This window comes from Natronomonas salinimetallica, assembly GCF_013839515.1.
In the GTDB taxonomy this organism is placed as follows: Archaea; Halobacteriota; Halobacteria; order Halobacteriales; family Haloarculaceae; genus Natronomonas.
On the sequence record NZ_JACDNQ010000008.1, the window covers coordinates 50,584 to 76,607 of the forward strand.

Sequence of the window (26,024 nt, forward strand, 5' to 3'; positions counted from 1 at the left end):
ACGACAGCTCTCGACCCGCCAGCGCCAGAAGATGCAACGGCTCCGTACCTGGAACGAGCGCTTCCGGACGCGTGACTCCAAGGAACGCAACCTCAAACAGGCCCTCGGCGAAATCGAGCGGATGGCCTCCGCGCTCGGCCTCCCCGAAAACGTCCGCGAAACCGCAAGCGTCATCTACCGACGCGCGCTCGACGAAAACCTCCTCCCCGGCCGCTCCATCGAGGGTGTCGCCACCGCCGCGCTGTACACCGCCGCGAGGCAGGCGAGCATCCCCCGTAGCCTCGACGAGATCGAGCGCGTCTCCCGCGTCGATCGGATGGAGTTGACCCGCACCTACCGGTACATTATCCGGGAGCTGAACCTCGAAGTCAAGCCGGCCGCCCCCGAGAGCTACATCCCACGGTTCGTGAGCGATCTCGACCTCTCCGACGAGGTCGAGCGCCGCGCACGCGATCTCATCGAGGCGGCCCGTGGCGACGGCATCCTCTCCGGGAAGTCGCCGGTCGGCCTCGCCGCCGCCGCCGTCTACGCTGCAGCATTGCTCTGCAACGAGAAAGTCACGCAAAACGACGTCAGCGACGTCGCGGACATCTCGGAGGTCACCATCCGTAACCGCTACAAGGAGCTGCTGGAAGCCGGCGACGTCGTGACGGCCTAACCCGGCGGTATCGCAGCCGCTCGCCCGAGGCAGTGACGGCCGAGTCGCGGACGCGGACCGTTTTCTCCGACCGAATCCGTGGTAAAAGCTTTCATACTAGCCGGTGTAAGAGCCGGCATGGAGACGTACGCCCGACTTCTGTGTCCCGAGTGCGGTAAATCGTGGCAGAAATCGCCGGCCGAACTCCCCGACCCCGGACGGACGTTTCACTGTCCCGGGTGTCACGCGAGCCGTCGGCTCTCGGAGTTCGCCCGAACGGAGCACGACCTCCAGACGCTCAAAACGTTCTGAAGGACTTCGCCGGCCGTACTGGCGCATAAGTCTCAGTAGACGTGATACAACAGCGCGTAGATCACGAGCCCCATACAAAAAGAGACGAGCCACAGGCCCGCGGCGACACGGCCAGCACGACGGTGATTCGTGTCCGGTATCTCCGCGGCCGGGCGCGTCTCCGCCGACAGCAGCGCATAGAAGACGAACGGAACGCAAAACACCGCGAGCGAGACGTGTACCGCAAGGAACGGCAGATAGAGGTACGTTCGGACGGTTTCGGGGCCGGGGAACTCGCTCGGGCCGAGGATGGTGACGCGGTAGAGATACAGGAGTAAAAAGGCCGCGAACAGCCCGAAACTCGCGAGCATCCGGACCCGGTGGCGGGCGACGTTCCCGCGCTGGATCTCCCTGATTCCGGCGAGGATCGTTCCGATCGCGGTCAGGCTGATGAGCGCGTTGAGGTGTGGAACGAGCGTCAAGAGCAACGCCGAACGGGGGAGGACCCCGGCCGGGACCATCCCCAACACCGCGCCGAAGACGAGCGCGAGCGAGACGGCCGAAAGGAGTACGGTCAGCGCCGGAATGTGTTCCCGGGCCCATTCGTGAGTCGCCATACGCACCGTACCGGCGGCGGTGGAATAGATGTTTTTCATCGGCGGTGGAATAGATGTTTTTCATCGGCGGCAGCTCCGTCGGTAGCGGTGGTCTCGCCGGGGTCGGTTTCGTCGGTCGCCGCATTCATTCCACGAACGCCGCGAACCGCGACCGATCGATTCACACGCACGTCGCTGGCCGGCGGACCGCTATAGTAGAGATCGGAAGACAAGACACACTCGACCGCACGGCGGCAGTGCGATCGATGTGTACGTAGTTGCGATGTTCACTATAGGGAGGAGTATCCGACGCTATCGGCGTTGTAGAAGTTTGCGTGGGTGCTGTCTGCGAGCACCCGCACTGAATCCGGCGGCGGTGGGCCGCTAACAGTGCGTGGGACCGGATTTGAACCGGCGGACCTCTACAGGACAGCGCCCTCAACGCTGCGCCGTTGGCCTGGCTTGGCTACCCACGCACGGTGTGTCTGTCCGCACTCTTCCGTAATTCGGGGTGCAATAAAAGGGCTTTCCTTTGATGCCGCACTCCGTCCGTCTGTCGGCGATCCGACCGGTGTGCTGTGTGGGTATCGGCGTCCCGCTTCGGATCGAGTGGCCGTCCTGGCAGGGAGGGTGTGTGCTCACGGCGACGGCACTCGGGCGTGCTCACGGCGACGGCACTCGGGCGTGCTCACGGCGACGGCACTCGGGCGTGTCCACTGTCCGGCTCCGGTACCGCAAGTTCAAGTGCGTTCCCGAAGTTCTTCCGAACATGGCTAAATACTCCACTGGCGGCGTCGGGGGCGACTCCGGCGGTGCCTGCGAACTCTGTGGGGCCGAGGAGTCGTCGCTTTCGACCGCGACCGTCGCCGGGGCGCGACTCGACGTCTGCAGTGAGTGTGCCCAACACGGCGAGACGGAGTCGCGGACGGACACCGGCGGGGACCGCGAACGCGAGCGCCGACGGAAGGCGGCACAGAACACCGCCAAACTCGACGACGCACGATCCGTCGAGACCGACTGGGAGGAGGGTACGGAGTACGAGGACGATCCGCTGCCGTATCTCGTCGGCGGGTACGGTGAGACCGTCGAGGAAGCCCGTCAGGCGGCGGGGCTTCAGACCGACGAGCTCGCCGGCGAGGCCGGTATCGACGAGGACGATCTCGTCGCGATCGAACAGGGCCGGGCCGCCCGCGCGAACGTCGGCGGCTCCGCGATCGAAGCCCTCGAGGAGTATCTCGGCGTCGAACTCGCCGAATAACGCCGCGGCGTGAGCAGTGTCCGGTCGCCCTCGGTGTTCTTTCGAGGGCGTCGCGTGACTGTGGGTCGTCCCCCGACGCTACGTCGAGGCGTTCTCCCGCCGGGCGTAGAGATACACCGGAATACCGATACAGAGCCAGACGACCGCGCCGGCCCGGATCGCGAAGTTCGCCCGCTGGCCCCACGTCATCAACTCGAACGGGAGCGAGAGCAACGCGACGGCGGGCACACCGACGACGATGGTCAGGACGAACGTCGTCTGCATGACCCACCCGTAGTCGACGCCGTCCGGATCCGTCGTCTCGACGCGGGGCGACATGTCCCGAGTTCCGTTGCTCGGCGGGTAATCGGTTACGGTTCCGGGCCGCCGGCGGGGGTCCCGAGTGGGAGCGCTTAACCCCACCGCGGCATAGTCGGAGATATGCGAGCGAAAGACATCCGCGCGAAGGCCGGCGAGGAGCCGATCACGATGCTCACCGCCTACGACGCCCCGACTGCCCGATTGATCGACGAGGTCGGCGTCGACGTGGCGCTCGTCGGTGACTCGGTCGGCAACACCCGACTCGGCTACGAGTCGACACTCCCGGTCACCGTCGACGAGATCGCAAGCCGTACCGCGGCCGTCGCTCGGGCGACCGAGGACGCCCTCGTCGTCGCCGACATGCCGTTTCTCTCCTTCGGCGCGAGCGACGACGACGCGATCGAACGCTGTGGTCGAATGCTGAAGGAGGCCAACGCCGACGCGGTCAAACTCGAGTGTGGTCCCCACACGGTAGAGCTGACACGGCGGCTCACGGACGTCGGGATCCCCGTGCAGGCACACCTCGGGTTGACGCCACAGCGCGAAAACGAGACGGGACTCTACCGGCAGGGAACCGACGCGGACTCGGCCAAGGACATCCTGCGTCTCGCCCGCGAACACGAGACGGCGGGCGCGTTTTCGCTCGTCTTAGAGCACGTCCCGGCCAACCTCGCGGGGGCGATCACGGACGCCCTGACGATCCCGACGATCGGGATCGGTGCCGGGGCCGAATGCGACGGCCAGGTGCTCGTCGTCGACGAGGTGATCGGTCTCTCCGAGGGGACGGCCCCGTTCTCGAAACGGTTCGGGGACGTCCGCGGCGAAATGAAGGAGGCGATCGCCGCCTACGCCGACGCCGTCGAGGCCGGGACGTTCCCCGGCGAGGAACACAGCCACCACGAGGACGGCCTCGACGACGTGTACTGATCGATCTGCCGCGGATCGGCGTCGTTCCCGTCCCCGCTTCGGTGTTTGGAGGCCCGGGATCCGATCCCCGCCGACGATACACGGACGTCCGCGCCCGTCCGGCGGATGGCGGGCGGCGGCCTCCGGCGCTCGGGGATCGGCTCCTCCGTCGGAGCGGCGCTACGCCGCTTGCGACGCGGAGGATTTCATTCCCACTCGCCGTCGACGATGTCCGCTTCGGCCTGATGGGCCATGTTCACCTGGTAATCCGGTAGATGGAGCGCGAGGTCCGTCGTCGTGATGATCCCGATCGCCTTACCGTCCTCGACGACGGGCAGTTTCTTGACGCCGTTGTGGCCCATCCGCTCTGCGGCCGTCCGGACCGATTCGCTCCGACGGACGGTGACGACCGGGTCGGACATCAGCCCCTCGATGGGGGTCTCGGGAGCGCGCTCCTCGCCGACCGCGGAGACGAGATCCGACTCGGTAACGATCCCGAGGATCCTGTCATCGCCGACGACGAGCGATCCGATGCTCTCTTTCGTTAGCGTCCGGGCTGCGTCGGCCATCGTCGTGTCCGATGGCACGGATTCGACCGGCGACGACATCAACTCCTCGACGCCCGCATCCTGTTCTGTCATACTCGGACGTATCTCATCAATGTTCATAATAGTGTGGCATCTACGTCGACCCAAATCGATGTCGATGGGGATGCCGCTGCTCATCGGGCGGGCACACGGTCGCGGCGCTCATACTGCCGGCTGTACTCTCCCGACGATATTCGCCACTCCGGGTGGTGAGGGTCTTGCCAGACGTACACCCGGCAGTATCAGTCGCTCCGCCCTTCCCGACACGCCGGCCCACAGAAGTGCGTCGTCGAGACCGCCCCGTCCTCGATCCGGGTGACGACTCTGTGGCCCGGTTCGTTCACGATCGGCTCCCTACAAACCGCACAGCGGGGTGCCGTCTCCTCCGTTACGTCCTCGGCGAGCTCCGATGTCGGGTCGACCATCTCGTTGCACCGTTGGGTGGCGGGCATATGAACGGTTGTGTTTCGTGAGAACGCCCTCCCGTACTCGGTCACTCTTCGAGCGTCGTTTCGTCGAGCGCCGCCGGTTCGGTCTCGTCGGCCTGCCGACGGACGTCGACGTGGTAGTGTTCGAGGATGTCCCGCCCCAAGAGCAGCGGATACTCCATGTGACCTCTGTCTTCGATGCTCGCCGTCACGGTGTGTTGGGTACCGCCGACGCCGACGACCAAGTCGACGACCGGCCGAGAGCGACTGGATTTCACGCTCCCGGATTTGATCTTCACGATGTCCTTTATCGGCCCGGTGCCGATCTCGGCTGCGAGGTGGGCGTCGATGCTCGTCCGCGTCGCGCCCGTATCGGACTTCGCCATCACGGTCCGCTGGCCGCTCGTCCCCATCGTGACGACCTCCTCGACGTAGCCGATGACGGGCGTCTCCGTCGGAACCGACGTCTCGGGTTTCGGCATGCATGCCGGCCGGGAGTCGTCGAGGGTCGCCGTGAGCTCGTGAACCCGCTCGGGGTCGACGTCGCCGCCGGCCCGCTCGATGGCGAGGCGGGCGATGTGGGGCGCGGGCGAGCGGCCGGTTGCTTTAAATAGTCCCCGGAAGCCGGCCGTCGGGTTCACTTCGAGGATGTAGTAGCCGTCCTCGCCCTCGACGACGTCGACACCCGCGTAGTCGAGGCCGACCTCGTCGGTCGCCCGCTTGGCCATCGTCGCGACCGCCTCGGGCAGCTCCTCGGTCGCGTTCTCGACGCGGCCCCCCAACGCGACGTTCGTCCGCCACTCGCCGTCCGGCGCATAGCGGTTCATCGCGCCGACGATCCGCTCGCCGACGACGTAGATCCGGAGGTCGTGGTGGCGCATCTCGTCGTGTTCGATGAGCTCCTGGAGGAACGCCTGCCGTGAGCCGACCATCGGGTTGATGTGGTCGTCGGTATCGAGCTTCCAGGTACCGCCGCCGTGGGTCCCGATGGCGGTCTTGTAGACGACCTCCTCGCCGAAGCGGTCCCGGCGGGTGTTCAGTATCTCGCCCGAAAGCGCCATGAGCGCGTCGGGGACCGAAAGCCCCGCCTCCGCGAGGGCGGTCCCGGACGCGAACTTGTGCATCGCGGTCATCGTCGCCGTCGGGGTGTTCAATACCGGGCGGATCCGATCGAGCATCGTCGCCAGCCCCAGCGCCTCGGCGGGCTGTTCTTCCTTCGAGAGCAACAGCCGGTTGACGACGATGTCGACGTCGGGTTCGAGCGTCACGGTCCCGTCCTCGATGTCGACGACGGTGTTTTCCGCACGGAGCCACGCGGTCCCGCAGCCGAGGTCGTCGATCGCGTTGAGTATGGCTTTCGTCTCCTTCGAACTGTGGAGGCTGAGAACGCCGACAGTAGGTGAATCGGACATACCGTGGGTGCGTTTGGTTTCGGCAAAACACTGCCGGTCCGGCTACGGGGCGGGACTCCGCCCCGGCGGACAGCGCTCTTATAGCCTTCCGCGTCGTGGCTCGGATGTGTCCGCGAGATTCACCTACGACGGCGGGGCCGTCGACCCCGGCGAGACCGCCAACGTCCGTTTCACCGTCAGCGAGACGTACCTGGGCGATCCGGTCCGGGTTCCCGTCACCGTCGTCAACGGCGAACACGAGGGGCCGACGCTCTGTCTGTCCGCCGCCGCCCACGGCGACGAACTCAACGGAATCGAGATCGTTCGGGAGGTCGCCCACGAGTGGGATCACTCGGATCTCTGCGGGACGCTCGTCTGTCTGCCGGTTCTCAACGTCCCCGGCTTCATCGCCCAACAGCGGTACCTGCCGATCTACGACCGCGATCTTAACCGGTCGTTTCCGGGCGACGACTCGACGACGAGCGCAAAGCGGATCGCGGCCCGGGTGTTCGAGAACTTCATCCGGCCATGCGACGTCGGGCTGGATTTTCACACGTCGACGCGCGGCCGGACGAACATGCTTCACGTCCGTGCCGACATGGACGATCCGTCGGTCGCTCGGGTCGCGAACGCGTTCGCCTCGAACGTCATCATCGCCGGCGAGGGGCCGAGCGGATCGTTGCGCCGTGAGGCGAGCGCCGCCGGCACGTCGACGATCACGGTCGAACTCGGCGAGGCCCACCGGTTTCAGCGACCGCTCATCGACGCGGCGCTGGAGGGCGTCCTCTCGGTGATGTCGGAGTTCGGCATGTCGGAGACCGACCCGGTCAAGTGGCCCGGCTGGCGAACCGTCATCGACGCCGCGGAGGAGAAGACGTGGCTCCGGGCGGACACGGGCGGCCTCGTCGAGATGCACAACGACCGCGGCTCGCTGGTCGAGGCCGGCGACCCGGTCTGCACGATCACGAACCCGTTCAAGACCGACGTGACGACCGTCGAAGCGCCCTTTACCGGCGTGCTCATCGGCGTCCTCGAAAACCCCCTCGTCTACCCGGGCAACCCACTCTGTCATCTCGTGGCCCTCGACGGACCGACGCTTCGGGCGTTCCGCCGGAGCCGCCGCGCCCCGAGCGAACCATAACCTTTTTTAATTAGGTAGCCCTCAGTCCGATTCTTATAAATTCAGAACGGGAATATGTACGCGCGAACGGGCTCACGATCGGAAAGAAATGCCGCCGAACGCCTGCGAGACGTTCGCAGGTAGTAACTACTATACCAGCGGGGTACCGACCATACGATGCATGAGTCAATCGTACGACCGAGGTCTGATAGAGGACTTCGGGCGGTGGCAGGAGTTCTCCGCCGGCATGTGGGCTTGGATATTCCACAAGTTCACCGGCTGGGTACTCATCGGCTACCTCTTTACACACGTGGCGGTGTTGAGCACCGCCACCGTGGACGGGGCGACGTATACACAGACGCTCCAGGGGCTCGAGAGCCTGCTTATCGTCCGGTTCCTCGAGGTCGGCCTGCTCGCGGTCGCCGCCTTTCACATCCTCAACGGCATCCGCTTGCTCTTCGTCGACCTGGGCGTTGGACTGGAGGCACAGGACAAGGCGTTCTACGCCGCACTGATAGGAACCGCGGCCATCGCGGTCGCGAGTATCCCGACGTTCCTCCTGGGGGCGTTCTGACATGGCCGAACACTACTCGTCGTTCGAGCCCAAGGGAACCCGCTGGCTGCTCCAGCGGATCACGGCCGCGTTCCTCGTCGTCGTGTTGGCGTACCACTTCCTGTTGTTGCACTTCGTCAACCACGCGGCCGACATCACCTTCGCCGGGTCGCAAGTCCGGATGAGCCAGGTCGGCTACTTCTCGACGATGGTGTTGTTCTTGATCACCGCGGCGTTCCACGGCGTCAACGGCGTCTACAACGCCCTCGTCAATCAGGGTCTCGACGGCACCCAAAAGACCGTCGTTAAATGGCTTCTCATCGTCGCGGGGACGCTCCTCGTCGTCCAGGGGACCCGCGTCGCGAGCGCCATGACGGGGCTGTTCTAACAATGAGCACGCAAGTCCAAGAGCGGGAGACGGATACGGAAGCCGAAGAAACGTCCGACCAGCAACAACGCCGACGCTCGGAGACGGGCGAACGCGACGACATGCGGGAGCGTGCGGAGACGGACCTCTCCGAGGCCGACGAGACGGTTCGGATCAAGGTGTTCCGCTACGACCCCGAGGTCGAGGGGAAAAAGGACCCCCGCTTCGACACCTTCGAGGTACCGTTCCGGAAGGGAATGACGGTCCTCGACTCGCTCATCTACGCGCGGGACCACTTCGATTCGAGCCTTACCTTCCGACACTCCTGTCGGCAGGCGATCTGTGGCTCGGACGCGCTCTTCGTCAACGGACGACAGCGACTCGGCTGTAAGACCCAGATGGTCGATTTGGAGTGGCCGGTTCGGATCGAACCGCTGCCACACGCCGAGGTCGTCAAGGACCTCGTCGTCGACATGGAGCACTTTTACGACCAGATGGAAGCAGTCGAGCCGTACTTCCAGACGAACGACCTCCCGGACGGGGAACTCGAAGAGCAGCGACAGACCCGAGAGAACCGCGAGAAGGTCAAGATGTCGACGCGCTGTATCTGGTGTAGCGCGTGTATGTCCTCGTGTAACATCGCGGCGGGCGACAACGAGTACCTCGGCCCGGCGGCCATCAACAAGGCATACCGATTCGCGATGGACAAACGGGAGGGAGCGGACATCAAAGAACACCGCCTCAACATCATCGAACAGGAACACGGCGTCTGGCGCTGTCAAACGCAGTTCTCCTGTACGGAAGTCTGTCCGAAGGATATCCCCCTGACGGAGCACATCCAGGAACTGAAACGCGAGGCAGTCAAGAGCAACCTGAAGTTCTGGTAGCAGTAGTCTCAAGTCGCTCAAAACCCAACATAATACCATGACAATACACGAACACGACGTGATCGTCGTCGGTGCTGGCGGTGCCGGGCTCCGGGCCGCGATCGCAGCCAACGAGGAGGGCGCGGACGTGGCAATGGTCACGAAACTCCACCCAGTCCGCTCGCACACCGGTGCCGCCGAGGGCGGGATCAACGCGGCTTTGCGGGACGGCGACGACTGGGAACTCCACGCCTACGATACGATGAAGGGGTCGGACTATCTCGGTGACGCCCCGGCCATCGAGACGCTCGCCCAGGACGCTCCCGAGGAGGTCATCCAACTCGAACACTGGGGGATGCCCTTCTCCCGCGAGGACGACGGCCGCGTCTCCCAGCGCCCCTTCGGCGGGCTCTCGTTTCCCCGAACGACCTATGCCGGTGCCGAGACCGGCCACCACCTGCTGCACACGATGTACGAGCAGGTCGTCAAACGCGGGATCACGGTCTACGACGAGTTCTACGTCAGCCGACTCGCGGTCACAGACCACGACGACCCCGAAGACCGGGAGTGCCACGGCTGTGTCGCCTACGACATCAAGTCCGGCGACGTCGTTGGCTTCCGAGCCAACAACGGCGTCATCCTCGCAACCGGCGGCGACGGACAGGTCTTCGATCACACCACGAACGCCGTCGCCAACACCGGGGACGGCGCGGCGATGGCGTATCGTGCAGGCGTCCCGGTCGAGGACATGGAGTTCGTCCAGTTCCACCCGACGACACTCCCGTCGACCGGCGTGCTCATCTCCGAGGGCGTCCGAGGCGAGGGCGGCATCCTGTATAACCGCGAGGGCGAGCGGTTCATGTTCGAACACGGCTACGCCAACAACGACGGCGAACTCGCCTCCCGGGACGTGGTCTCACGCGCCGAACTGACCGAAGTCAACGAGGGCCGCGGGATCAACGACGAGTACGTCTATCTCGACATGCGGCATCTCGGCGAGGAGCGGATCTACGACCGCCTCGAGAACATCATCCACCTCGCGGAGGACTTCGAGGGCGTCAATCCGGTCGAGGAGCCGATGCCGGTCAAGCCCGGACAGCACTACCACATGGGCGGCATCGAAACGAGCGAGCACGGCGAAACGTGTATCAACGGGCTGTACGCCGCTGGCGAGTGTGCGTGTGCGTCGGTTCACGGCTCGAACCGACTCGGCGGCAACGCCCTGCCGGAACTGATCGTCTTCGGTGCCCGTGCCGGCCACCACGCCGCCGGCCGGGACCTCGGCAAGGCCGAGGTTCCGATCGGATCGTCAGCCGAGTCCGAGGCCGAGGAGGGTCTCGACACGCCGGTCGAACCGGGCGCGCTCGACTCGACCGACGGCGACGTCGCCGCCGATGGAGCGTTGGTCGAGCCGACCGAAGTCGTCGAACACGCCGTCGAGTACGAACGGAGCCGGGTCGAAGACATGCTCGAACGCGACGGCACCAACCACGCCGAGATCCGTGGGGACCTCCAGAAGGCGATGACCGAGAACGTCAACGTCTTCCGGGAGAAAGAGAGCCTCAAGGACGCTCTCGAAGTCATCCGCGAGTGCCGCGAGCGCTACCAGGACGTGGCCGTCTCGGATCCTTCCCGGACGTACAATACGGATCTGATCCACACGATCGAAACCCGGAATCTCATCGACATCGCCGAGACGATTACGCTCGGCGCGTTGGCGCGCGACGAATTCCGTGGTGCTCACTGGCGGCGCGAACACCAAGAACGAAAGGACGAGGAGTGGCTCAAACACACGATGATCTCCTGGAACGAGGGCACGCCGAGGCTCTACTACAAGCCCGTCGTCCTCGAAGGCGAAAGCAAAGAGTACGAGCCGAAAGTCCGCTCGTACTGATACGTCCGTCGGCTGGACGGAGCAAGATTTGACGAAGAACGGGCTCCGGGACCGGCGGCGTCAGCCGATCGGGCGAGAAACCTTGCCTCCCGGCCAATGCCGGATGGAAGCCCCCTCGAAAACGCGGGAGGCGGTCACCCGATAAATCCGTCCGTGCTCCACTCCGCGTTGCCGTCCGCCGGTTCGATCGAGACCGGGGCGCTCACCAACACGAACGCGCTCTCCTCGTCGTCGTTTCTGATCTGTCGGGTCGCTTCCGGCGGGATCCAGATGGCGTCGCCGCTCTCCATATCGACCGATTCGCCGTCGACGACGACCGTCGCCGAGCCCTCGATGAGGACGTATATCTCTTCGTGGCCGTTCTCCGTGTGATCGTGGGGTCTGCTGTTCCAGTTCGGCTCACACCGGGTGACCGTCACCCCGACACGCTCGCTGTCGAGGGGCTCTCTAAGAAAGTGCATCCCGCCCGAGACGGGGTCGATGTCGCGGTAGTTGACGCGTTTGTACGTGCTCATACCGCCGCTTCACGGGCCACCAAGATAGGTTTCACGCCCGATCCCACCGCTCGACGATTCGAGCCGCGAGACGGCGAACGGCTCCTACGTCGTCGCGACCCGCTCGATTCGGTCTCCCCCGTCGGTCGGCGGATCCGAACTCATTCCGGCGACCGAGTCGAGGAACGCGATCCGGTAGCTCGCCGGACCGTTCCATTCGCCCCCGTCCGCGGCGCGCTCGCCGGCGAGCCCGAACCCGACGGTTCCCGAGAGCGCGGCCTCGAGTGGTGTTTCGGTCCCGCCGCCGGCGAACGTCGCAAGCGTTACGCCGAGCATGCAGCCGGTCCCGACGACCCGTCCCATCATGTCGTCGCCAGCCGAGATCTCGTAGGCCGCCCCGGGACCGGCGACGACGTCCGTCTCGCCGGAGGCGACGGCGACGGTATCGTACTCGCGGGCACACGACAGCGCCGCCTCGGCGACGTCGGCGTACTCGCCGACCGACTCGACGCCGCGGACCTCCGCGTCCTCGCCCGCGAGCGCAGAGATCTCGGCGTGATTGCCCTTTACGATCGCCACGTCGAGGTCCGCTAAGAGCCGGGTCCCGACCCGCGTCCGCGTCGGTGTCGCGCCGATGCCGACGGGATCGACGACGAGGGGGACGTCGCCGTCGTTCGCCGCCTCCCCCGCGGTGAGCATCGTCGCCTCGCCGGACTCGTCGACGGTACCCATGTTCAACAGACAGGCGTCCGCGGCCGCGACCATGTCGGCGACCTCGCGTTTGTCGTCGGACATGACCGGGAGCCCACCCCAATGGAGCGTGACGTTCGCTACGTCGTTGACGGTGACGTTGTTGGTGACGGAGTTAACGAGCGGTTCGGACGTTTCGATCGCATCGAGGGCGGCCGGAAGGCCAGCGTCCGTGCCGCCGTCGATCTCAGGCATCGATACCCACCCCTTCGACGGCCTCGGCGATCCGACGCGTCGCGGCCTCGGGATCGTCCGACCCCGTGATCGCCGAAATGACCGCGACGCCGTCGGCACCGGCCCGGACGACGGCGGCAGCGTTGTCGGGTGTGATGCCGCCGATACCGACGAACGGAACGTCGACAGCCTCCCGGACCGCCCGGATCCGCTCGAGTCCGACGTTCGATTGCTCGGGTGTGGTCTCCTTGGAGGTCGTCCCGTAGACCGCGCCGACGCCGAGATAGTCCGCACCCGCCGACTCCGCCTCGCGGGCGGCCGCCGGTGTCGAGACGGAGCGGCCAACGATCGCGTCCTCGCCGAGTCGCTCGCGGGCGAGGGGTACCGGGAGATCGTCGTCTCCGAGGTGGACACCATCGGCGTCGATCGCCGCGGCGATGTCGATCCGGTCGTTGACGATCAACGGCACGCCGGCCGCCCGCGTCGACTCGCGGAGTTCGAGACCGAGTTCGTATCGTTCGCGGGCGCTTGCGCCCTTCTCGCGGAGTTGGACGACATCGACGCCGCCGTCGATCGCCGCCTCGACGATCTCGACGGTCGAGCGCCCTTCCGAAAGCCCCGCGTCGGTCACCAGATACACGCCGAAGTTCTGATTCATACAACCAGATAATATTCGCCGGCGTGGCATCGGTCTTTCCGTTCGGTATCGTCCGTCCGGCCCTCCGAGTTATAAACCGAGCGCCGAAACCAGATCGTATCCGACGTCGAAATACTCGACGATCCTGAATCCGGCGTAGATGCCGACGATTCCGAGCACGCCGGCGATGGTCGGCGGGGCCGGGATCGGGACGCCGATCGCGGCGAAGGCCGCCCCGGCGAGGAATCCGGTCGTGAACGCCATGACCGCGACGATGACGGGGGTGCTCATCGTTCACTACCGCGACCGGGGTCACCTAATCGCTTCGGATCCGGGGCGTGCTTTCGGGACTGTCTGACACGGTGGGTGCGTAATCCGATCACCCGGACCTCCGTTGGCGCACCTGTGTTACGTCCCCGGTGGGTTCCGCGGGGACACCCGTCACGGTCACGCCGGGCGGGACGTCCTCGACGACGACGCTTCCGGCCCCGACTGACGCCGCCTCGCCGACGACGATATCCCCGAGCAGCGTCGCGCTCGCGCCGACGGTGACGCCGTCCCCGAGCGTCGGATGTCGCTTCTCGCGGCGCATCGAATCGCCGCCGAGCGTGACACCGTGATACAGGAGGACGTCGTCGCCGACCTCGGCGGTTTCGCCGATCACGACGCCGGCACCGTGGTCGATGAACAGTCGGCGGCCGATCTCGGCGGCGGGATGTATTTCGATGCCGGTGAGAAACCGAACGACCTGTGAGAGAAAGCGGGCGCTAAAACGGTGCCCACGGTTCCACAGCGCGTGTGCGATACGGTATCCCCAGACGGCGTGGACACCGGAGTACAACAGTGCGACGGTCACGGCACTCCTCGCGGCCGGATCCTTCGTGCGTGCGGTCCGAACGTCCTCTTTGATCGTGTCGAGTACCATTTGTAGGGGGTTGGGGAGGGGTTAAAACCGAAACGCGACGGGAGACTGCGTTCAGAACGGATGACAACGGGCGGGACGGCGATCACGGACCCCGGAACGGGGGCAACGAACGAAACGAAAACGGCGAAAGCGAGAGGAACGGCGAAAGCGAGAGGAACGGCGAAAGCGACGGCCCGAAAACGGAGGACGGTACCGGCGGTGGAAGCCGACGGCTATCCGATACGTGGCCGGGCCGACGTCGGTACCGGGATGCCACGCCATACCCCGTGTTGGGGAAACGATGATATAAAAACTGTCGATCACTCGGGGGACGATTCCGGTCGACCGGGGGAGATCAACGACAGCTGGCGAACGCACCCTCGGTGACGGCGGCCCCGCAGACGGCACAGCCACACCGGATGAGGGCCTGTCTGGTCCGTGTATCGACGGGAATCTCGCCTCGACACTCGAAGCACACGAACGTGTCGGTCGTATTCTCGTGTTGCATGTCCCCGACAACTCGGTGCCCACACAAACCGTCAGCTGTGATTCCTGCCGGGTGGGAATCGGATTGCGGTGAACAGAGGGCTTACATTACTGAACCTCAAATCGGCGTATATGCCCGAAGTCGAAGTCTCGTTGCCGGATCGAATCGACAGCGAAATCGCCCGCCTGGTCGATCAAGGCGAGTTCCTCAACCGCGAACAGGCGGTCGAGGAACTCCTCTCGATGGGCGTCTCGGCGTACGCCCCCTCCGAAACGACGGAGGAACCCGACCAGGACCTATTCACACAGATGACCGAGGATCAACAGGACCCGGCCGCCCGAACCGACGACGGCGACGATTACTCGTTTTGAGCGGATCGAGGGCCGTTACTCCGAAAACGCGGTATCGCTCCGGTAGCCATAGCACATCGAGAGCCCCCGCTCGTCGGTCGGCGGATCTGACGGGAGCGAGCGGAGCGACTCGGGACCCGGACGTGACGTCAATCCGAGCGCGACGGCGTCGAGGACGGCGGTGATCGGGAGCCGGGAACCGGTGGTCGCCTCGGCGACCGACTGGACGGTCGGCGGCGCGTCACGGTCGAACGCCACGAGCGCCCGCATTCGTTCCGCGTGTCCCGCCGCGACGTCCGGCGGTTCGGCCATCACTTCGCCCGCGAAGGCCAAATAACACAGTTCGGGGTGTGCTTCGAAACAGACCGGCCGGGCCTCCTCGATCGCGCCGAGGAATTCGTCGACGGCGGCGACGGACGGGGCGCGCTCGAAGGCGGCGCGCGGGAGTTCCTCGCCCGTCTTGCGCTCGTGGACCCTGTTCGCGGCCCGATATCGGTGCTTTTTGGCCGCCTCACGCACGGGGGCCGGAACGATCGCGTCGGCCCGCTCGCCCAGCACCCGTCGTCCGGCCCGCTCGTTCGGCCGCGGCGTCCTCGCGGCCTCGAGGCCGATCGGGACGTCGATCACGATTCGTGCCGCGGACTCCTCGTATCGGGTCCAGAGTTCCCCGATACCCTCGAAGACGGCCGCGTGGTCGAACCCCTCGGCCGTGTAGGCGACGGCGAGCCACTCGCCATCGCGGGCGACGCTGCCGACGTAGTGTTCGCTCACGTGCGAGCCGTCTCACCCGGACCATGTAGGCGTATCGCCGGCTGTCCGTCGCGAACGGACGTCGCACCGCGACTCGCATACGCTGGGGACAGCCAGCAGTATCAGTCGTGGGGATGGAACCGGTTCATCGCCTGCCTGACGGCGTCGGCATCGCCGACGAAAGTAACGTTGTCGCCGTATTCGAGCACGCGATCCGCCGACGGCACGTCGTTTTCCCCGTTGTGACTGATGATAGCGACGAAACAGCCGTCCGGAATCTCCGAGTTGAGATCCTCGATCGTCTTGCCCGCGAGTTCCTCGGAGGTCACTTCGACCTCTTGGACATCGTGGCTGTCACCCAGTTTGTTCATCCAGTGGGTGATCGCCGGCCGCTCGATCTCGTCGTCGATGGCCACTGCCGTCGCGGTCGGAGAGTCGACGGCGGTCACGCCGATGCTTTCGAAGGCCTCGACGTTGTCCGGTTCGTTCACCTGGGCGTAGACCGCGTCGATGTCGAACGTGGTGATGGCGAGTTGGCACGCGAGGAGGTTGATATCGTCGTCCCTGGTCGCCGCGATGAACCGCTTTGCGTCCTCGATCCCCGCCCTTTTCAATACCTGCGTGTCGGTACCGTCCCCCTCGTATACGGTGAACCCCTCCGACCGTGACTGTTCGATCTCTCGGTCGTCGCTTTCGATGATAACGACGAACTCGCCTCTGTTCTCCAGCCGTGTAGCGAGCGCCCGGCCGACCCGGCCGCCGCCGATGATTATCGTGCGCATTGGTGATACCTCGAGGGCGTCCCCGATCTGTCGTGCGAGCCCGGCCTCGATCGCGACCGTCGCGAAGATGACGGCGAACACCGTCCCGACCAACAGCTGTCCGGCCTCGATGTTGCCCGCCAGCTCCAGTTCGATGGCGAAAAGCGTCGCCACGCTCGCCGGAATGATTCCGCGCGGGCCGACGCTCGCGATGAACAGGCGTTCGGGCCAGGTAAATCGCTCGACGCCGACGGTGGCGATGATCGCCCCCACCGGCCGCAGGACGAGCATGATCACGAGCACTATCGCGACCACGCCGACGCCGAGTTGGAGGATGGCCTCGATGTCGATCAGGGCGGCAAGCGAGATGAACACGAACGAGAGGACGATGAGCGTCGCGTTCTGTGTGAACTGTTCGATCTCCTCTCTGTTGTTGAGATCGAGGTTTCCGAGGATGACCCCGCTCGTCGCCGCCGCCGCGATACCCGCCTCGGCGGCGACGACCTCCGCGGCCGCGAACGCCCCGACCGCCGCCGACAGGACGAGAAACTGCGAGGCCTGGACGTCCCGTTCGGGGACGAGTTCGCTGTTCAACAGGAGGTAGATCGTGACCGTCGCGAGCACGCCCGCGGCCACGCCGATGCCGAAGCGCTGCAGGAACGAAAAGACGGTCGAGGGGATACCGAGATCGTCCAACAACAGCGTCTCGAAGATGACGACGGCGACGATCGCAGCGGTCACGTCGTTGACGATTCCCTCGGTTTCGAGGGCGGTCGCGACGTGGTCTCTGACGCGGACGACGTCGAGAATCGGCGTGATGACGGTCGGTCCCGTCGCGACCAACAACGCGCCGATGAGGAGCGCGATCTCGGGGTCGGCTCCCTCGAAGAGCCGGACCGCCGCGGCCGTCCCCAAAAACATCACGGTGGCGCTCACCGTCACCAGCCGGAACGAGACCGTCGAAGCCCCCCGGATGCGCTCGATCCGGAGCGCGAACGCGCCCTCGAAGACGATGATCGCCACGCTAATTCCGACGATCGTCTCCAGGCCGTTTCCGAAGGTGTCCAGCGTGACGAGCCCGAGCACCTCCGGCCCCAACACGACGCCGATAACGAGATAAAAGACCACGCTCGGGATCTTCAGGCGATGTGCGAGCAACTGGACGCCGAGTCCCGAAATGAGGATGACCGCGATGATCGGTAACAGACTGGCTGACACGTATCCGGATTATGGGGTCAGGGGGTGTTTATATTGCCGGATGTACCGATCATATGCCGCTAGAACAGCGCGTCGCGCTCGTCAAGAACCGTCGCGGGGCCGCCGACCGCCCAGACCCGCGTCCCGACGCCGAGATCAGCGATCGCGCCTTCGACGCGGTCGACGTACGCCTCGGTCGTGTTGACGTACACCGACGCACCGGTGTCCGTCGAGAAGTAGACCGGGACGCCGTCCTCGCGGAGCTCCCGGACGGCCTCGAAGACCGACAGCGTCTCGGGCTCCCAGTAGACCCACCCTGCCGGCCCCGTCATCGTCGTGGCCGCGAGCGACAGCGAGTCGTGTTCGGCGAGTTCGAAGGCACGCTCGAAGTCGTTCTCCCGGAGGGCGTGTCGCATCGTCGCGATCTGTCCGTGAATGTGGGCCATCCTGGCCTCGAACATGTGGCTTTCGGCGGCCTCGCGGTGGGCCTCCTCGGTGTGTTTGAACGCCGGGATCTCGGCGGCGACGATCCGGAGGTCGTCCTCCAGATCGGTCTCGATGCGCTCCGAGCGGCAGTCGACGTCGTCGAGTCCCGTGCGGAGATGCGAGAACGCGCCGGTGACCGCGCGGGCGGCCGACGAGGAGCCCCGGCGGGCCACCGCCGAGATCTCCGGCAGCGTCATCCGGAGGCCGGCCGCCTCGACGAGCGCGACCGCGGCCGCGGCAAAGCCCGACGAGGAGGAGCCGAAGCCGATGTTCGTCGGGAAGTCGTTTTCGGACTCGAAGCGGACGCGGGCGTCGATCCCCGAACGCTCCCGGACGTGGTCGACGACGTTCCCGATGCGTTCGGCCCCCCGTCCCGTTAGCTCCTCGCCGTCGACGACGTAGCGGTCCGCCGCCAGATCCGACTCGAACGCGGCCGTCGTCGTGGTGTGGCTGGGGGCGGTACAGACGGAGATCGAGTCGTGATACGGGAGCCGAAGCTCCTCGTCGCGCATCCCGTGGTACTTGATGAGGCCCTGGATCGGGTGGGCCTTCGCAGTCGCCTTCATACCACTTCCTCCGCGGGACGCGTCTTTGCAGTTTCGTCTCCCGCCGCCGCGCGCGGGTTTTCCGTTCGTCTCCCGCCGCCGCGCGCGTCTTTGCCGTTTCGTCCCCCACTGCGACCATGCCGGCCGGGGGTGCCCCCGACGGCGCTTATTTCACGATCGCCGACGAAATAACGACAGACCGGCGCTGCGGTGGCGCGCGCTCGCGGCCGTGCCGGAGCGGTGCGGGACCGGAGGTCTCGCACCCGGAGGCCGGCCACGGATCCACGTGCGAGGGATGAGCAGCAAAGCGCCGCGACCGCAGGGAGCAAGCGAGCAGCGCAGTCGGTTGGGGAGGCGTGTGGTCTGCGGTGGCTGTCCTGACGCTGTTTTGTCGTCCGGAATCCCTGACGGAACCGATCAGCGAAAGCGGGCTATCCGGCCGCTCAGGGCCAGCTACCGGCTTCCTCGGAGGCGTTCAACACCCGCTGGATCGCGACGACGTAGGCGGCCGTCCGGAAGTTCGGGAGGTCGTACTCCTCATAACACTCGAGGAGGCCGTCGAAGGCGTCGACGATGTGGCGTTCGAGCTCCTCGTTGACGCGCTCTTCGGTCCAGTAGAACCGCTGGCGGTTCTGGACCCACTCGAAGTACGAGACGGTGACCCCGCCCGCGTTCGCGAGGATGTCGGGGACGACGATGACGTCCTTTTCCGTAAGGACGTCGTCGGCCTCCGGCGTCAGGGGGCCGTTGGCCGCCTCGGCGATCACGTCGGCCTGGACGTCACGCGCCAACTCGCCGTCGATGGCGTTTTCCAGCGCCGCCGGGATGAGCAAGTCGACGTCGAGGGTCAAAAGCTCCTCGTTGGTCAGCTCCTCGGTCGCACCCTCATAGCCCGTCACGGAGCCGGTCTCGTTTTTGAACGCCTTCACGTCGTGGGCGTCCAGTCCCTCGGGGTTGTGGATCGCTCCCGAGGAGTCAGACACCGCAACGACGGTCACGTCGTGGGCGTCTTCCAGCAGCTCCGCCGCGATGCTGCCGGCGTTGCCGTACCCCTGGACTGCGACGGAGGCCCCCGAGAGGCTCCGCCCAAGGTAATCGAACGCCTCGCGGGCGGTGAGCATCGTCGACCGGCCGGTCGCCTCGACGCGGCCCGCGGATCCACCCGAGTCGATCGCTTTGCCGGTGATGACGCCCGGCGCGGTCGTACCTTCGAGCGTCTCGTAGGTGTCTTTGATCCAGTTCATCTCCCGCTGGCCGGTGTTGACGTCCGGTGCCGGGACGTCCCGATCCTCGCCGATAATGGGCCGAAGCTCCGTCGCGAACGCGCGGGTGATCCGCTCGAGTTCGTCCGTGGAATACTCCTGGGGGTCGATGACGATGCCGCCCTTCCCGCCGCCGTAGGGGATGTCGACGACGGCGCATTTATACACCATCCAGCCCGAGAGCGCTTTTACCTCGTCGCGGGAGACGCCCGGGTGATAGCGGATCCCGCCCTTGTAGGGGCCGCGATCGCCGTTGAACTGCGAGCGGTACGCCCGGAACACGCCGACGGAGTCGTCGTCGAGTTCGACCGAGAGGTTCGTCTCGAGTATCCGCTCCGGGTTTTTGAGCCGGTCGAGCACACCGTCGCCGACGTCTATGTGCGTCGCCGCGTCCTCGATCTGTTCCTGTAGGCTCTCGAAGGGATTGACCTCGTTGGACATGACCGGACGATTGTCCAGTAGGTGCTTAATACTAACGACGTTAAATTGACGTATCGATGATGTAGGACCCGCTGAATGGCAATTTTTGCGTTTTCGCTGTGAGTCCCGCGGCGGAGCAGGTCGGCGTGTTTTGCACGCCTCGCCCTCCTCGACCGGAGCTCCGATTCAGTGTTCGTCGGCCGCCTCGTATCGATCGATGATCGTCTCCGCGCGCGCGATCAGCGGCGCGTCGATCATTTCGTCGTCGACGCGAATGACGCCTTGCTCCGCCGCCGAACCGGCCGCGTCGAGCACCCGCGTTGCCCACTCGACGTCCTCGGCGGCCGGCGTGAACGCCTCGTTTATGATTTCGACCTGTGCCGGGTGGATCGCTATCTTCCCGTCGTAACCGAGCACCCTTGCGAACTCGGTCTCCTCCGTGAGTCGGTCGGTCGCCTCGATATCCGTAACGAGCGTGTCGATGGCGTCGACGCCGGCCGCCCCGGCGGCCAACACGACGTGCTGGCGGGCATGTGAGACCTCCTCGCCGCGTTCGGTCCGCGTCGCGCCGACGTCGGCCGCGAGGTCCTCGGCACCGAACGCGACGGCCCGGACGGGACCGGCCGCCGCGATCTCCTCGGCGGCGAGGATCCCGCCCGCGGATTCACACAGCGCGATGACCGGGCGGTCACAGCCCCGCGCGGCGACCAGCTCGTGGAGCTCCAACACGTCGTCGGCCGATTCGGCCTTCGGGACCATGATCGAGTCGAGCCGTGGGTCTTTCGAGGTGATCGCCTCGGCGTCCGAGAGTGCGGTATCACGGTCGGGATTGAGACGCACACACACCTCACAGTCGGGGTCAAAGGCGGGATCGGAGAGCACGTCGGCGACGGCCGCACGTGCGGCGTTCTTGTTGGCGGGTGCGACCGCATCCTCGAGGTCGAATACGACGGTATCCGCGCCGGATGCGGGTGCTTTGCGCATCAGCGCCGGTTCGTCCCCGGGCGAAAACAGGACGCTGCGTCGTGCCATGAGTACCGTCCATCCGAAGGCGACGCAAATCAAGGTAGGGGTCTCTCCGGGGGTCGCGGTCTCTCCGGGGGTCGCGGTCTCTAGTCGCGCAACTCGTTCATGTGATCGATGCGCTTTTCGAGGAGGTCGGACGTTCCGATGTCGTGTCGGACGCGGAGCCCCTCCGTTCCGGTTCGCTCGAAGGCGTCCTCGACGATCGCTTCGGCCTCACGGATCGACTCCGCGACGCCGACGACGGCGAACGACCGCGACGTCGTCGTGTAGATGCCGTCCTCGCGGGCGTCGACGCTGGCATAAAAAAGCGTCGCCTCACCGGCGCTTTCGGCGTCGATCGCCACCTTCGCCCCGGCCTCCGGGTCGACCGGATAGCCGTCCGGAACGGCGTATTTACACACGGTCGCACGATCCGAGAACGCGAGCTCGGGCAGCTCCTCACCCTCGCGGGCCGCGATCAAGAACTCGACGAAATCGGTCTCCAGGATCGGCAGCGTATTCATCGCCTCGGGATCGCCGAAGCGGGCGTTGAACTCGACGACCCTCGGGCCATCGGTGGTCAACATGAACTGGCCGTAGAGGACTCCCTTGTACTCCGGCATCGCCTCGACGACGGCGTCGATCACGTCGACCGCGGCATCGTACTCCGCGGCGGTCATGAACGGCAACGCGTTCGTCGCATCGCTGTACGAACCCATCCCGCCCGTGTTCGGACCTTCGTCGCCCTCGTAGGCGCGTTTGTGGTCCTGGACGGCGGGGGAGACACGGTACTCGCCGTTCGCGACGAACGCCTGTATCGTGAACTCCTCGCCGACGAGTCGCTCCTCCAAGACGAAGGCGTCGTACTCGCTTTCGAGGACGTACTCGATGCCCTCGGACTCCGTGATCTGGTCGCCGATGACCCGGACGCCCTTCCCCCCGGTCAGTCCCCGGGGCTTAATCGCGAGGTCGCCGTCGTACTCGCGGATGTACGCCGCGGCCGCCTCGCCGTCCTCGAACGTCTCGAAGTCGGGACAGCCCGGAATCGATTCCTCGATCATGAACTCCCGCTGGAACGCCTTGTCCGTCTCTATCCGTGCCTCGGCTTCCCGTGGGCCGAACGCGTACACCCCGGCGTCGTCGAGGGCGTCCGCGACCCCCGCGTTCAGCGCCGATTCGGGGCCGATGGCCGAAAGCGTCGCCCCGACCGACTCGGCGTACTCGACGATCGAGTCGCCGTCCGTCTCGTCGAGTTCCCGATACCCCGCCGCCAGCGAGGCGATCCCGGGGTTGCGGTTCGACGCACACGCGTACAGTTCGGCCGACTCCGATCCCGCGACCGCGCGGGCGATGGCGTGTTCGCGCCCACCGCCGCCGACGAGAAGCACCGTCTCTGTCATACGCGAAAACGGAACTCACGGGAGTGTAAGCGTTGTCCTTCGAAGCGGACGGGTGCCCACGGACGTGCGCATACCGGCAACGTCGTCGGTTCGTCTTTGACGCCTAGACGTCCTCCTCGAAGCCGTATCCGAGTGACATCGTCCAGGAGACGTCGTACGCGCCGCTTCGCTCGACCGTACAGACGCCATTTACCGACTGTGTGGCGTCGAGTTTGCCGCGCCACTCGACGGCGTAGAGCCCGCCTGCCTCCTGGATCGCCGTCGTGTCGATCGAGCCCCCACTGACCGGGAACGTCCCCGACGGCGGCGTCTCGAAGCCGACTGACCCCTCGCCGTCCCCGACGGTCGGCGTCGCGGCACCGACGACCGTTCCGGTTCCGAAGCGGAGCCCCGTCGACAGCGTCGTCAGACGCACCTCCCGGACGAGGCGGCCGTCGGTCGGATCGGCGGCGACCCACAGCCAGTACCGATAGCGGTCGTCGCCGAGATCGTATCGCACGATACAGGTGTCGGCGATCAACATCGGCGCTTCGGGGTCGACGGCCTCGGGTGTGAGGCTAAATTCGCCCTCCGTCGGGTTTCCCGGCGTCTCCCGGGTGATCGCGTACCGTCCAGCGTAGGCGATGCCGAACGTCTCCGGGCGCTCGGTGTCGGTTCCCCAGACACCGCTGTCCCCGTACGTGTCCCGCATCCGTTCGACGTAGTTCCCGAACCCTTCGGCATCGAGAGCGACCCCCTCGTCGGCGGGGGAGAGCGTCCACGTCGCCGAATCGGTCGCCCGCGTCTCCCGTCGCGTCACGCGCTCTTCGATACAGCCCGCGACGCCTGCGGTCGCGAGCACGGAGCCGCCTGCACGGAGCACGTCCCTGCGCGATCGTTCCATATGCCTTCGGAGACGTCGGCGACTCAAATAATGTTCCGTTGCGTGCCGAGAGGCCGCCCGGACGCCACCGCCGGGTATTCCTCCGAGGACCGATCAAAACGCTGTCGAAAGCCGCGGCGTTTAGTACCGCGAGTGCCTCCCAGTCGGTATGGAAAACCGTCTCGACGAGGCCGCCTCGCCGTATCTCCGCCAGCACGCCGACAACCCCGTCGCCTGGCAGCCCTGGGACGAGGCGGCGCTCGACCTGGCCAAAGAGCGGGACGTTCCGATCTTTCTATCGATCGGCTATGCCGCCTGCCACTGGTGTCACGTGATGGCCGAGGAGAGTTTCGAAGACCCCGCGGTCGCCCGACGGCTCAACGAGGAGTTCGTTCCGATCAAGGTCGACCGCGAGGAGCGCCCCGACATCGATACCCTGTATATGAACGTCTGTCAGATGGTTCGGGGGTCAGGCGGGTGGCCGCTGTCGGTGTGGCTCACCCCCGAGGGAAAACCCTTCCACGTCGGGACGTACTTCCCCCCGGAGGCGACGGGCAACATGCCGGCGTTCGGGTCCGTTCTCGACGACATCGCGGCCTCCTGGAACGACTCCGAACGGCGCCCACGGCTCGAATCCCAGGCCGACCAGTGGGCGAACTCGACGAAAAACGAACTCGAGGGGACGCCGGATCGGGCGGCCGAGGCCCCCGACGAGGGGTTTCTCGACACCGCGGCAAACGCCGCCGTTCGGGGCGCGGACCGACAGGAGGGCGGCTGGGGGCAGGGCCAGAAGTTCCCGCATCCGGGGCGGATTCACCTCCTGTTTCGGGCCTTCGAGCGAACCGACCGCGATACCTACCGCGACGTCGCCCTCGAAACGTTAGACGCGATGGCCTCCGGCGGGCTCTACGATCACGTCGGCGGCGGTTTCCATCGTTACTGTGTCGACCGCGAGTGGACGGTCCCGCACTTCGAGAAGATGCTCTACGACAACGCCGAGATCCCGCGGGCGTTTCTCGCCGGGTATCAACTGACCGGCCGAGAGCGCTACGCCGAGGTCGCCCGCGAGACCTTCGAGTTCGTCGACCGGGAGCTCACCCATCCCGACGGCGGGTTCTACTCGACGCTCGACGCCGAAAGCGAGGACAGCACCGGGACGAGAGAGGAAGGCGCGTTCTACGTCTGGACGCCCGAAACCGTCCAGGAGGCGGTCGATGACGGCACCGCCGCGGACCTGTTCTGTAAGCGCTACGGCGTCACCGGCACGGGGAACTTCGAGAACGAAACGACGGTGCTCACCGAGTCGACGCCGGCCGGGGAACTGGCGGCCGACGCCGTCATGGATACCGATGCCGTCGAGGCGTCGATCGACGAGGCACGAGAACGGCTCTTCGAGGCCAGAGAACGACGCTCGCGACCCCCCCGAGACGAGAAGATTCTGGCCGGCTGGAACGGGCTGATGATCTCCGCGCTCGCCGAGGGATCGGTCGTCCTCGATTCAACCTACGCCGACGTCGCCGCCGAGGCCCTCTCGTTTTGTCGCGAACGGCTGTGGAACGACGAGAAGCGCCGGCTGAACCGCCGCTTCGAGCGCGGCGAGGTCGGCATCGAGGGCTACCTCGCGGATTACGCGTACCTCGGGCGCGGAGCGTTCGACCTGTACCAGGCGACCGGTGACGTCGAACACCTCGCGTTCGCCGTAGAACTCGGCCGCGTCATCCAGGAGGCGTTCTACGACGACTCGGCGGGGACGCTGTACTTCACGCCGACGGGCGGCGAGGAGCTGCTCGCGCGGCCCCAACAGCTCGCCGACAGCTCGACGCCGTCGAGTACGGGCGTCGCCATCCGGCTGCTCGAATCGCTGTCGGCGTTCGTCCCCGACGCCGGGTTCGACGGGACCGTCGAGGCGGTGTTGGAGACACATACGTCGACACTGGAGTCGAACCCCCTCTCACACACCTCGCTCACCCTCGTCGCCGTCGATCGGTCGATCGGAACTCCCGAGTTGACCGTCGCCGCCGACGGCCTGCCCGACGCCTGGCGCGAGACGCTCGAAACGTCGTATCTCCCCGCTCGAACCCTCAGCGTTCGCCCCCCGACGGAGGCGGGGCTGTCGGCGTGGCTCGATGCCCTGGGCCTCGACGCCGCGCCGCCGATCTGGGCGGGTCGAGACGCGGTCGACGGCCGCGAGACGGTGTACGCCTGCCGGTCGTTTACCTGCTCGCCGCCGAAGCACTCGATGGACGAGGCGATCGCGTGGCTGCAGGACTCCTGATACTGCTGGCTGTCCAAGTGCGAGCGAGTCGGGGTGCGACAGGCGGTCGCGACGGACAGCCGGCAGTATGA

Annotated in this window: 29 protein-coding genes and 1 tRNA gene; 11 read left to right on the top strand and 19 right to left on the bottom strand. The window is 66.0% G+C overall.

Features of this window, described 5'->3' with window-relative positions:
* The coding region (locus HZR14_RS08290) for a transcription initiation factor IIB (RefSeq protein ID WP_181692399.1) at positions 1-658 on the top strand (658 nt) is incomplete at its 5' end.
* A gap of 117 nt (positions 659-775) precedes the next feature.
* The gene (locus tag HZR14_RS08295; protein WP_181692400.1) at positions 776-949 is read left to right on the top strand and encodes a DUF7836 family putative zinc-binding protein; all 174 of its coding nucleotides are present in this window, start codon (positions 776-778) and stop codon (positions 947-949) included.
* Positions 950-981: 32 nt separating this feature from the next.
* On the opposite strand, the gene HZR14_RS08300 is transcribed toward HZR14_RS08295, so the two are convergent.
* A complete protein-coding gene (locus tag HZR14_RS08300; protein ID WP_181692401.1) occupies positions 982-1,545 on the bottom strand; it encodes a DUF420 domain-containing protein in 564 nt (187 codons plus the stop codon).
* A 370-nt stretch (positions 1,546-1,915) separates the two neighbouring features.
* A tRNA-Leu gene (locus HZR14_RS08305) sits at positions 1,916-2,000 on the bottom strand.
* Positions 2,001-2,293: 293 nt separating this feature from the next.
* On the opposite strand from HZR14_RS08305, the gene HZR14_RS08310 reads away from it, so the two are divergent.
* Positions 2,294-2,782 (top strand): helix-turn-helix domain-containing protein, encoded by a 489-nt coding sequence (locus HZR14_RS08310; RefSeq protein WP_181692402.1) that lies wholly within the window; start codon positions 2,294-2,296, stop codon positions 2,780-2,782.
* A gap of 78 nt (positions 2,783-2,860) precedes the next feature.
* Here HZR14_RS08310 and HZR14_RS08315 read toward each other — a convergent pair whose 3' ends face one another.
* Positions 2,861-3,100 carry a DUF5822 domain-containing protein gene (locus HZR14_RS08315; protein WP_181692403.1) on the bottom strand — a complete coding sequence of 80 codons (240 nt, stop codon included), beginning with the start codon at positions 3,098-3,100 and terminating at the stop codon, positions 2,861-2,863.
* A 102-nt stretch (positions 3,101-3,202) separates the two neighbouring features.
* On the opposite strand from HZR14_RS08315, the gene panB reads away from it, so the two are divergent.
* Positions 3,203-4,009 (top strand): 3-methyl-2-oxobutanoate hydroxymethyltransferase, encoded by an 807-nt coding sequence (panB, locus tag HZR14_RS08320; protein WP_181692404.1) that lies wholly within the window; start codon positions 3,203-3,205, stop codon positions 4,007-4,009.
* Positions 4,010-4,194: 185 nt separating this feature from the next.
* Here panB and HZR14_RS08325 read toward each other — a convergent pair whose 3' ends face one another.
* The 3 genes from HZR14_RS08325 to HZR14_RS08335 all read right to left on the bottom strand — a co-directional run bounded on the left by HZR14_RS08325 (position 4,195) and on the right by HZR14_RS08335 (position 6,415).
* The gene (locus HZR14_RS08325) at positions 4,195-4,629 is read right to left on the bottom strand and encodes a CBS domain-containing protein (RefSeq protein WP_181692405.1); all 435 of its coding nucleotides are present in this window, start codon (positions 4,627-4,629) and stop codon (positions 4,195-4,197) included.
* 188 nt (positions 4,630-4,817) lie between these two features.
* The gene (locus HZR14_RS08330; protein WP_181692406.1) at positions 4,818-5,000 is read right to left on the bottom strand and encodes a DUF7576 family protein; all 183 of its coding nucleotides are present in this window, start codon (positions 4,998-5,000) and stop codon (positions 4,818-4,820) included.
* 68 nt (positions 5,001-5,068) lie between these two features.
* The gene (locus tag HZR14_RS08335) at positions 5,069-6,415 is read right to left on the bottom strand and encodes a putative ATP-dependent zinc protease (protein WP_181692407.1); all 1,347 of its coding nucleotides are present in this window, start codon (positions 6,413-6,415) and stop codon (positions 5,069-5,071) included.
* A gap of 106 nt (positions 6,416-6,521) precedes the next feature.
* Here HZR14_RS08335 and HZR14_RS08340 point away from each other — a divergent pair, with 106 nt between their 5' ends.
* From HZR14_RS08340 to HZR14_RS08360, 5 genes are all read left to right on the top strand, one after another.
* Positions 6,522-7,535 carry a succinylglutamate desuccinylase/aspartoacylase family protein gene (locus HZR14_RS08340; RefSeq protein ID WP_370464969.1) on the top strand — a complete coding sequence of 338 codons (1,014 nt, stop codon included), beginning with the start codon at positions 6,522-6,524 and terminating at the stop codon, positions 7,533-7,535.
* Positions 7,536-7,695: 160 nt separating this feature from the next.
* Complete coding sequence (gene sdhC / locus HZR14_RS08345) at positions 7,696-8,088, top strand: succinate dehydrogenase, cytochrome b556 subunit (protein ID WP_181692409.1); 393 nt, start codon at positions 7,696-7,698, stop codon at positions 8,086-8,088.
* Position 8,089: 1 nt separating this feature from the next.
* A complete protein-coding gene (locus HZR14_RS08350) occupies positions 8,090-8,455 on the top strand; it encodes a succinate dehydrogenase hydrophobic membrane anchor subunit (RefSeq protein WP_181692410.1) in 366 nt (121 codons plus the stop codon).
* A gap of 2 nt (positions 8,456-8,457) precedes the next feature.
* Complete coding sequence (locus HZR14_RS08355) at positions 8,458-9,321, top strand: succinate dehydrogenase/fumarate reductase iron-sulfur subunit (protein ID WP_181692411.1); 864 nt, start codon at positions 8,458-8,460, stop codon at positions 9,319-9,321.
* Between the two features lie 43 nt (positions 9,322-9,364).
* Complete coding sequence (locus tag HZR14_RS08360) at positions 9,365-11,194, top strand: FAD-binding protein (RefSeq protein ID WP_181692477.1); 1,830 nt, start codon at positions 9,365-9,367, stop codon at positions 11,192-11,194.
* 134 nt (positions 11,195-11,328) lie between these two features.
* Here HZR14_RS08360 and HZR14_RS08365 read toward each other — a convergent pair whose 3' ends face one another.
* The 6 genes from HZR14_RS08365 to HZR14_RS08390 form a co-directional block, all read right to left on the bottom strand.
* The gene (locus HZR14_RS08365) at positions 11,329-11,709 is read right to left on the bottom strand and encodes a cupin domain-containing protein (protein WP_181692412.1); all 381 of its coding nucleotides are present in this window, start codon (positions 11,707-11,709) and stop codon (positions 11,329-11,331) included.
* A gap of 84 nt (positions 11,710-11,793) precedes the next feature.
* Entirely contained in the window at positions 11,794-12,633 is an 840-nt protein-coding gene (gene thiM / locus HZR14_RS08370; protein ID WP_181692413.1) for a hydroxyethylthiazole kinase, read from the bottom strand.
* Positions 12,626-13,270 (bottom strand): thiamine phosphate synthase, encoded by a 645-nt coding sequence (thiE, locus tag HZR14_RS08375; RefSeq protein ID WP_181692414.1) that lies wholly within the window; start codon positions 13,268-13,270, stop codon positions 12,626-12,628. Before thiE ends, thiM begins: the two co-directional genes overlap by 8 nt.
* A 69-nt stretch (positions 13,271-13,339) precedes the next feature.
* A complete protein-coding gene (locus tag HZR14_RS08380; RefSeq protein WP_181692415.1) occupies positions 13,340-13,540 on the bottom strand; it encodes a XapX domain-containing protein in 201 nt (66 codons plus the stop codon).
* Positions 13,541-13,628: 88 nt separating this feature from the next.
* Entirely contained in the window at positions 13,629-14,174 is a 546-nt protein-coding gene (cysE, locus tag HZR14_RS08385; protein WP_181692416.1) for a serine O-acetyltransferase, read from the bottom strand.
* Positions 14,175-14,508: 334 nt separating this feature from the next.
* Positions 14,509-14,661 carry a DUF7560 family zinc ribbon protein gene (locus tag HZR14_RS08390; RefSeq protein WP_181692417.1) on the bottom strand — a complete coding sequence of 51 codons (153 nt, stop codon included), beginning with the start codon at positions 14,659-14,661 and terminating at the stop codon, positions 14,509-14,511.
* Positions 14,662-14,771: 110 nt separating this feature from the next.
* On the opposite strand from HZR14_RS08390, the gene HZR14_RS08395 reads away from it, so the two are divergent.
* Entirely contained in the window at positions 14,772-15,011 is a 240-nt protein-coding gene (locus HZR14_RS08395) for a DUF7120 family protein (RefSeq protein WP_181692418.1), read from the top strand.
* Between the two features lie 15 nt (positions 15,012-15,026).
* On the opposite strand, the gene HZR14_RS08400 is transcribed toward HZR14_RS08395, so the two are convergent.
* From HZR14_RS08400 to HZR14_RS08430, 7 genes are all read right to left on the bottom strand, one after another.
* Entirely contained in the window at positions 15,027-15,761 is a 735-nt protein-coding gene (locus tag HZR14_RS08400) for a DUF429 domain-containing protein (protein ID WP_181692419.1), read from the bottom strand.
* Between the two features lie 101 nt (positions 15,762-15,862).
* A complete protein-coding gene (locus tag HZR14_RS08405) occupies positions 15,863-17,698 on the bottom strand; it encodes a cation:proton antiporter domain-containing protein (protein ID WP_181692478.1) in 1,836 nt (611 codons plus the stop codon).
* Positions 17,699-17,778: 80 nt separating this feature from the next.
* Positions 17,779-18,750: a phosphomevalonate decarboxylase MvaD gene (mvaD, locus tag HZR14_RS08410; protein WP_181692420.1), complete on the bottom strand. Its 972-nt coding sequence runs from the start codon at positions 18,748-18,750 to the stop codon at positions 17,779-17,781.
* Between the two features lie 422 nt (positions 18,751-19,172).
* A complete protein-coding gene (locus HZR14_RS08415) occupies positions 19,173-20,432 on the bottom strand; it encodes a Glu/Leu/Phe/Val family dehydrogenase (protein ID WP_181692421.1) in 1,260 nt (419 codons plus the stop codon).
* A 165-nt stretch (positions 20,433-20,597) separates the two neighbouring features.
* Positions 20,598-21,443, bottom strand: a complete 846-nt coding sequence (locus tag HZR14_RS08420) for an HpcH/HpaI aldolase/citrate lyase family protein (RefSeq protein ID WP_181692422.1) — start codon at positions 21,441-21,443, stop codon at positions 20,598-20,600.
* 80 nt (positions 21,444-21,523) lie between these two features.
* Positions 21,524-22,816: a phosphoribosylamine--glycine ligase gene (gene purD / locus HZR14_RS08425; RefSeq protein ID WP_181692423.1), complete on the bottom strand. Its 1,293-nt coding sequence runs from the start codon at positions 22,814-22,816 to the stop codon at positions 21,524-21,526.
* Between the two features lie 103 nt (positions 22,817-22,919).
* A complete protein-coding gene (locus HZR14_RS08430; RefSeq protein ID WP_181692424.1) occupies positions 22,920-23,699 on the bottom strand; it encodes a hypothetical protein in 780 nt (259 codons plus the stop codon).
* A gap of 148 nt (positions 23,700-23,847) precedes the next feature.
* Between HZR14_RS08430 and HZR14_RS08435 the strand changes: the two genes are divergently transcribed.
* Positions 23,848-25,953 (top strand): thioredoxin domain-containing protein, encoded by a 2,106-nt coding sequence (locus HZR14_RS08435; protein ID WP_181692425.1) that lies wholly within the window; start codon positions 23,848-23,850, stop codon positions 25,951-25,953.
* Positions 25,954-26,024 lie beyond the last annotated feature (71 nt).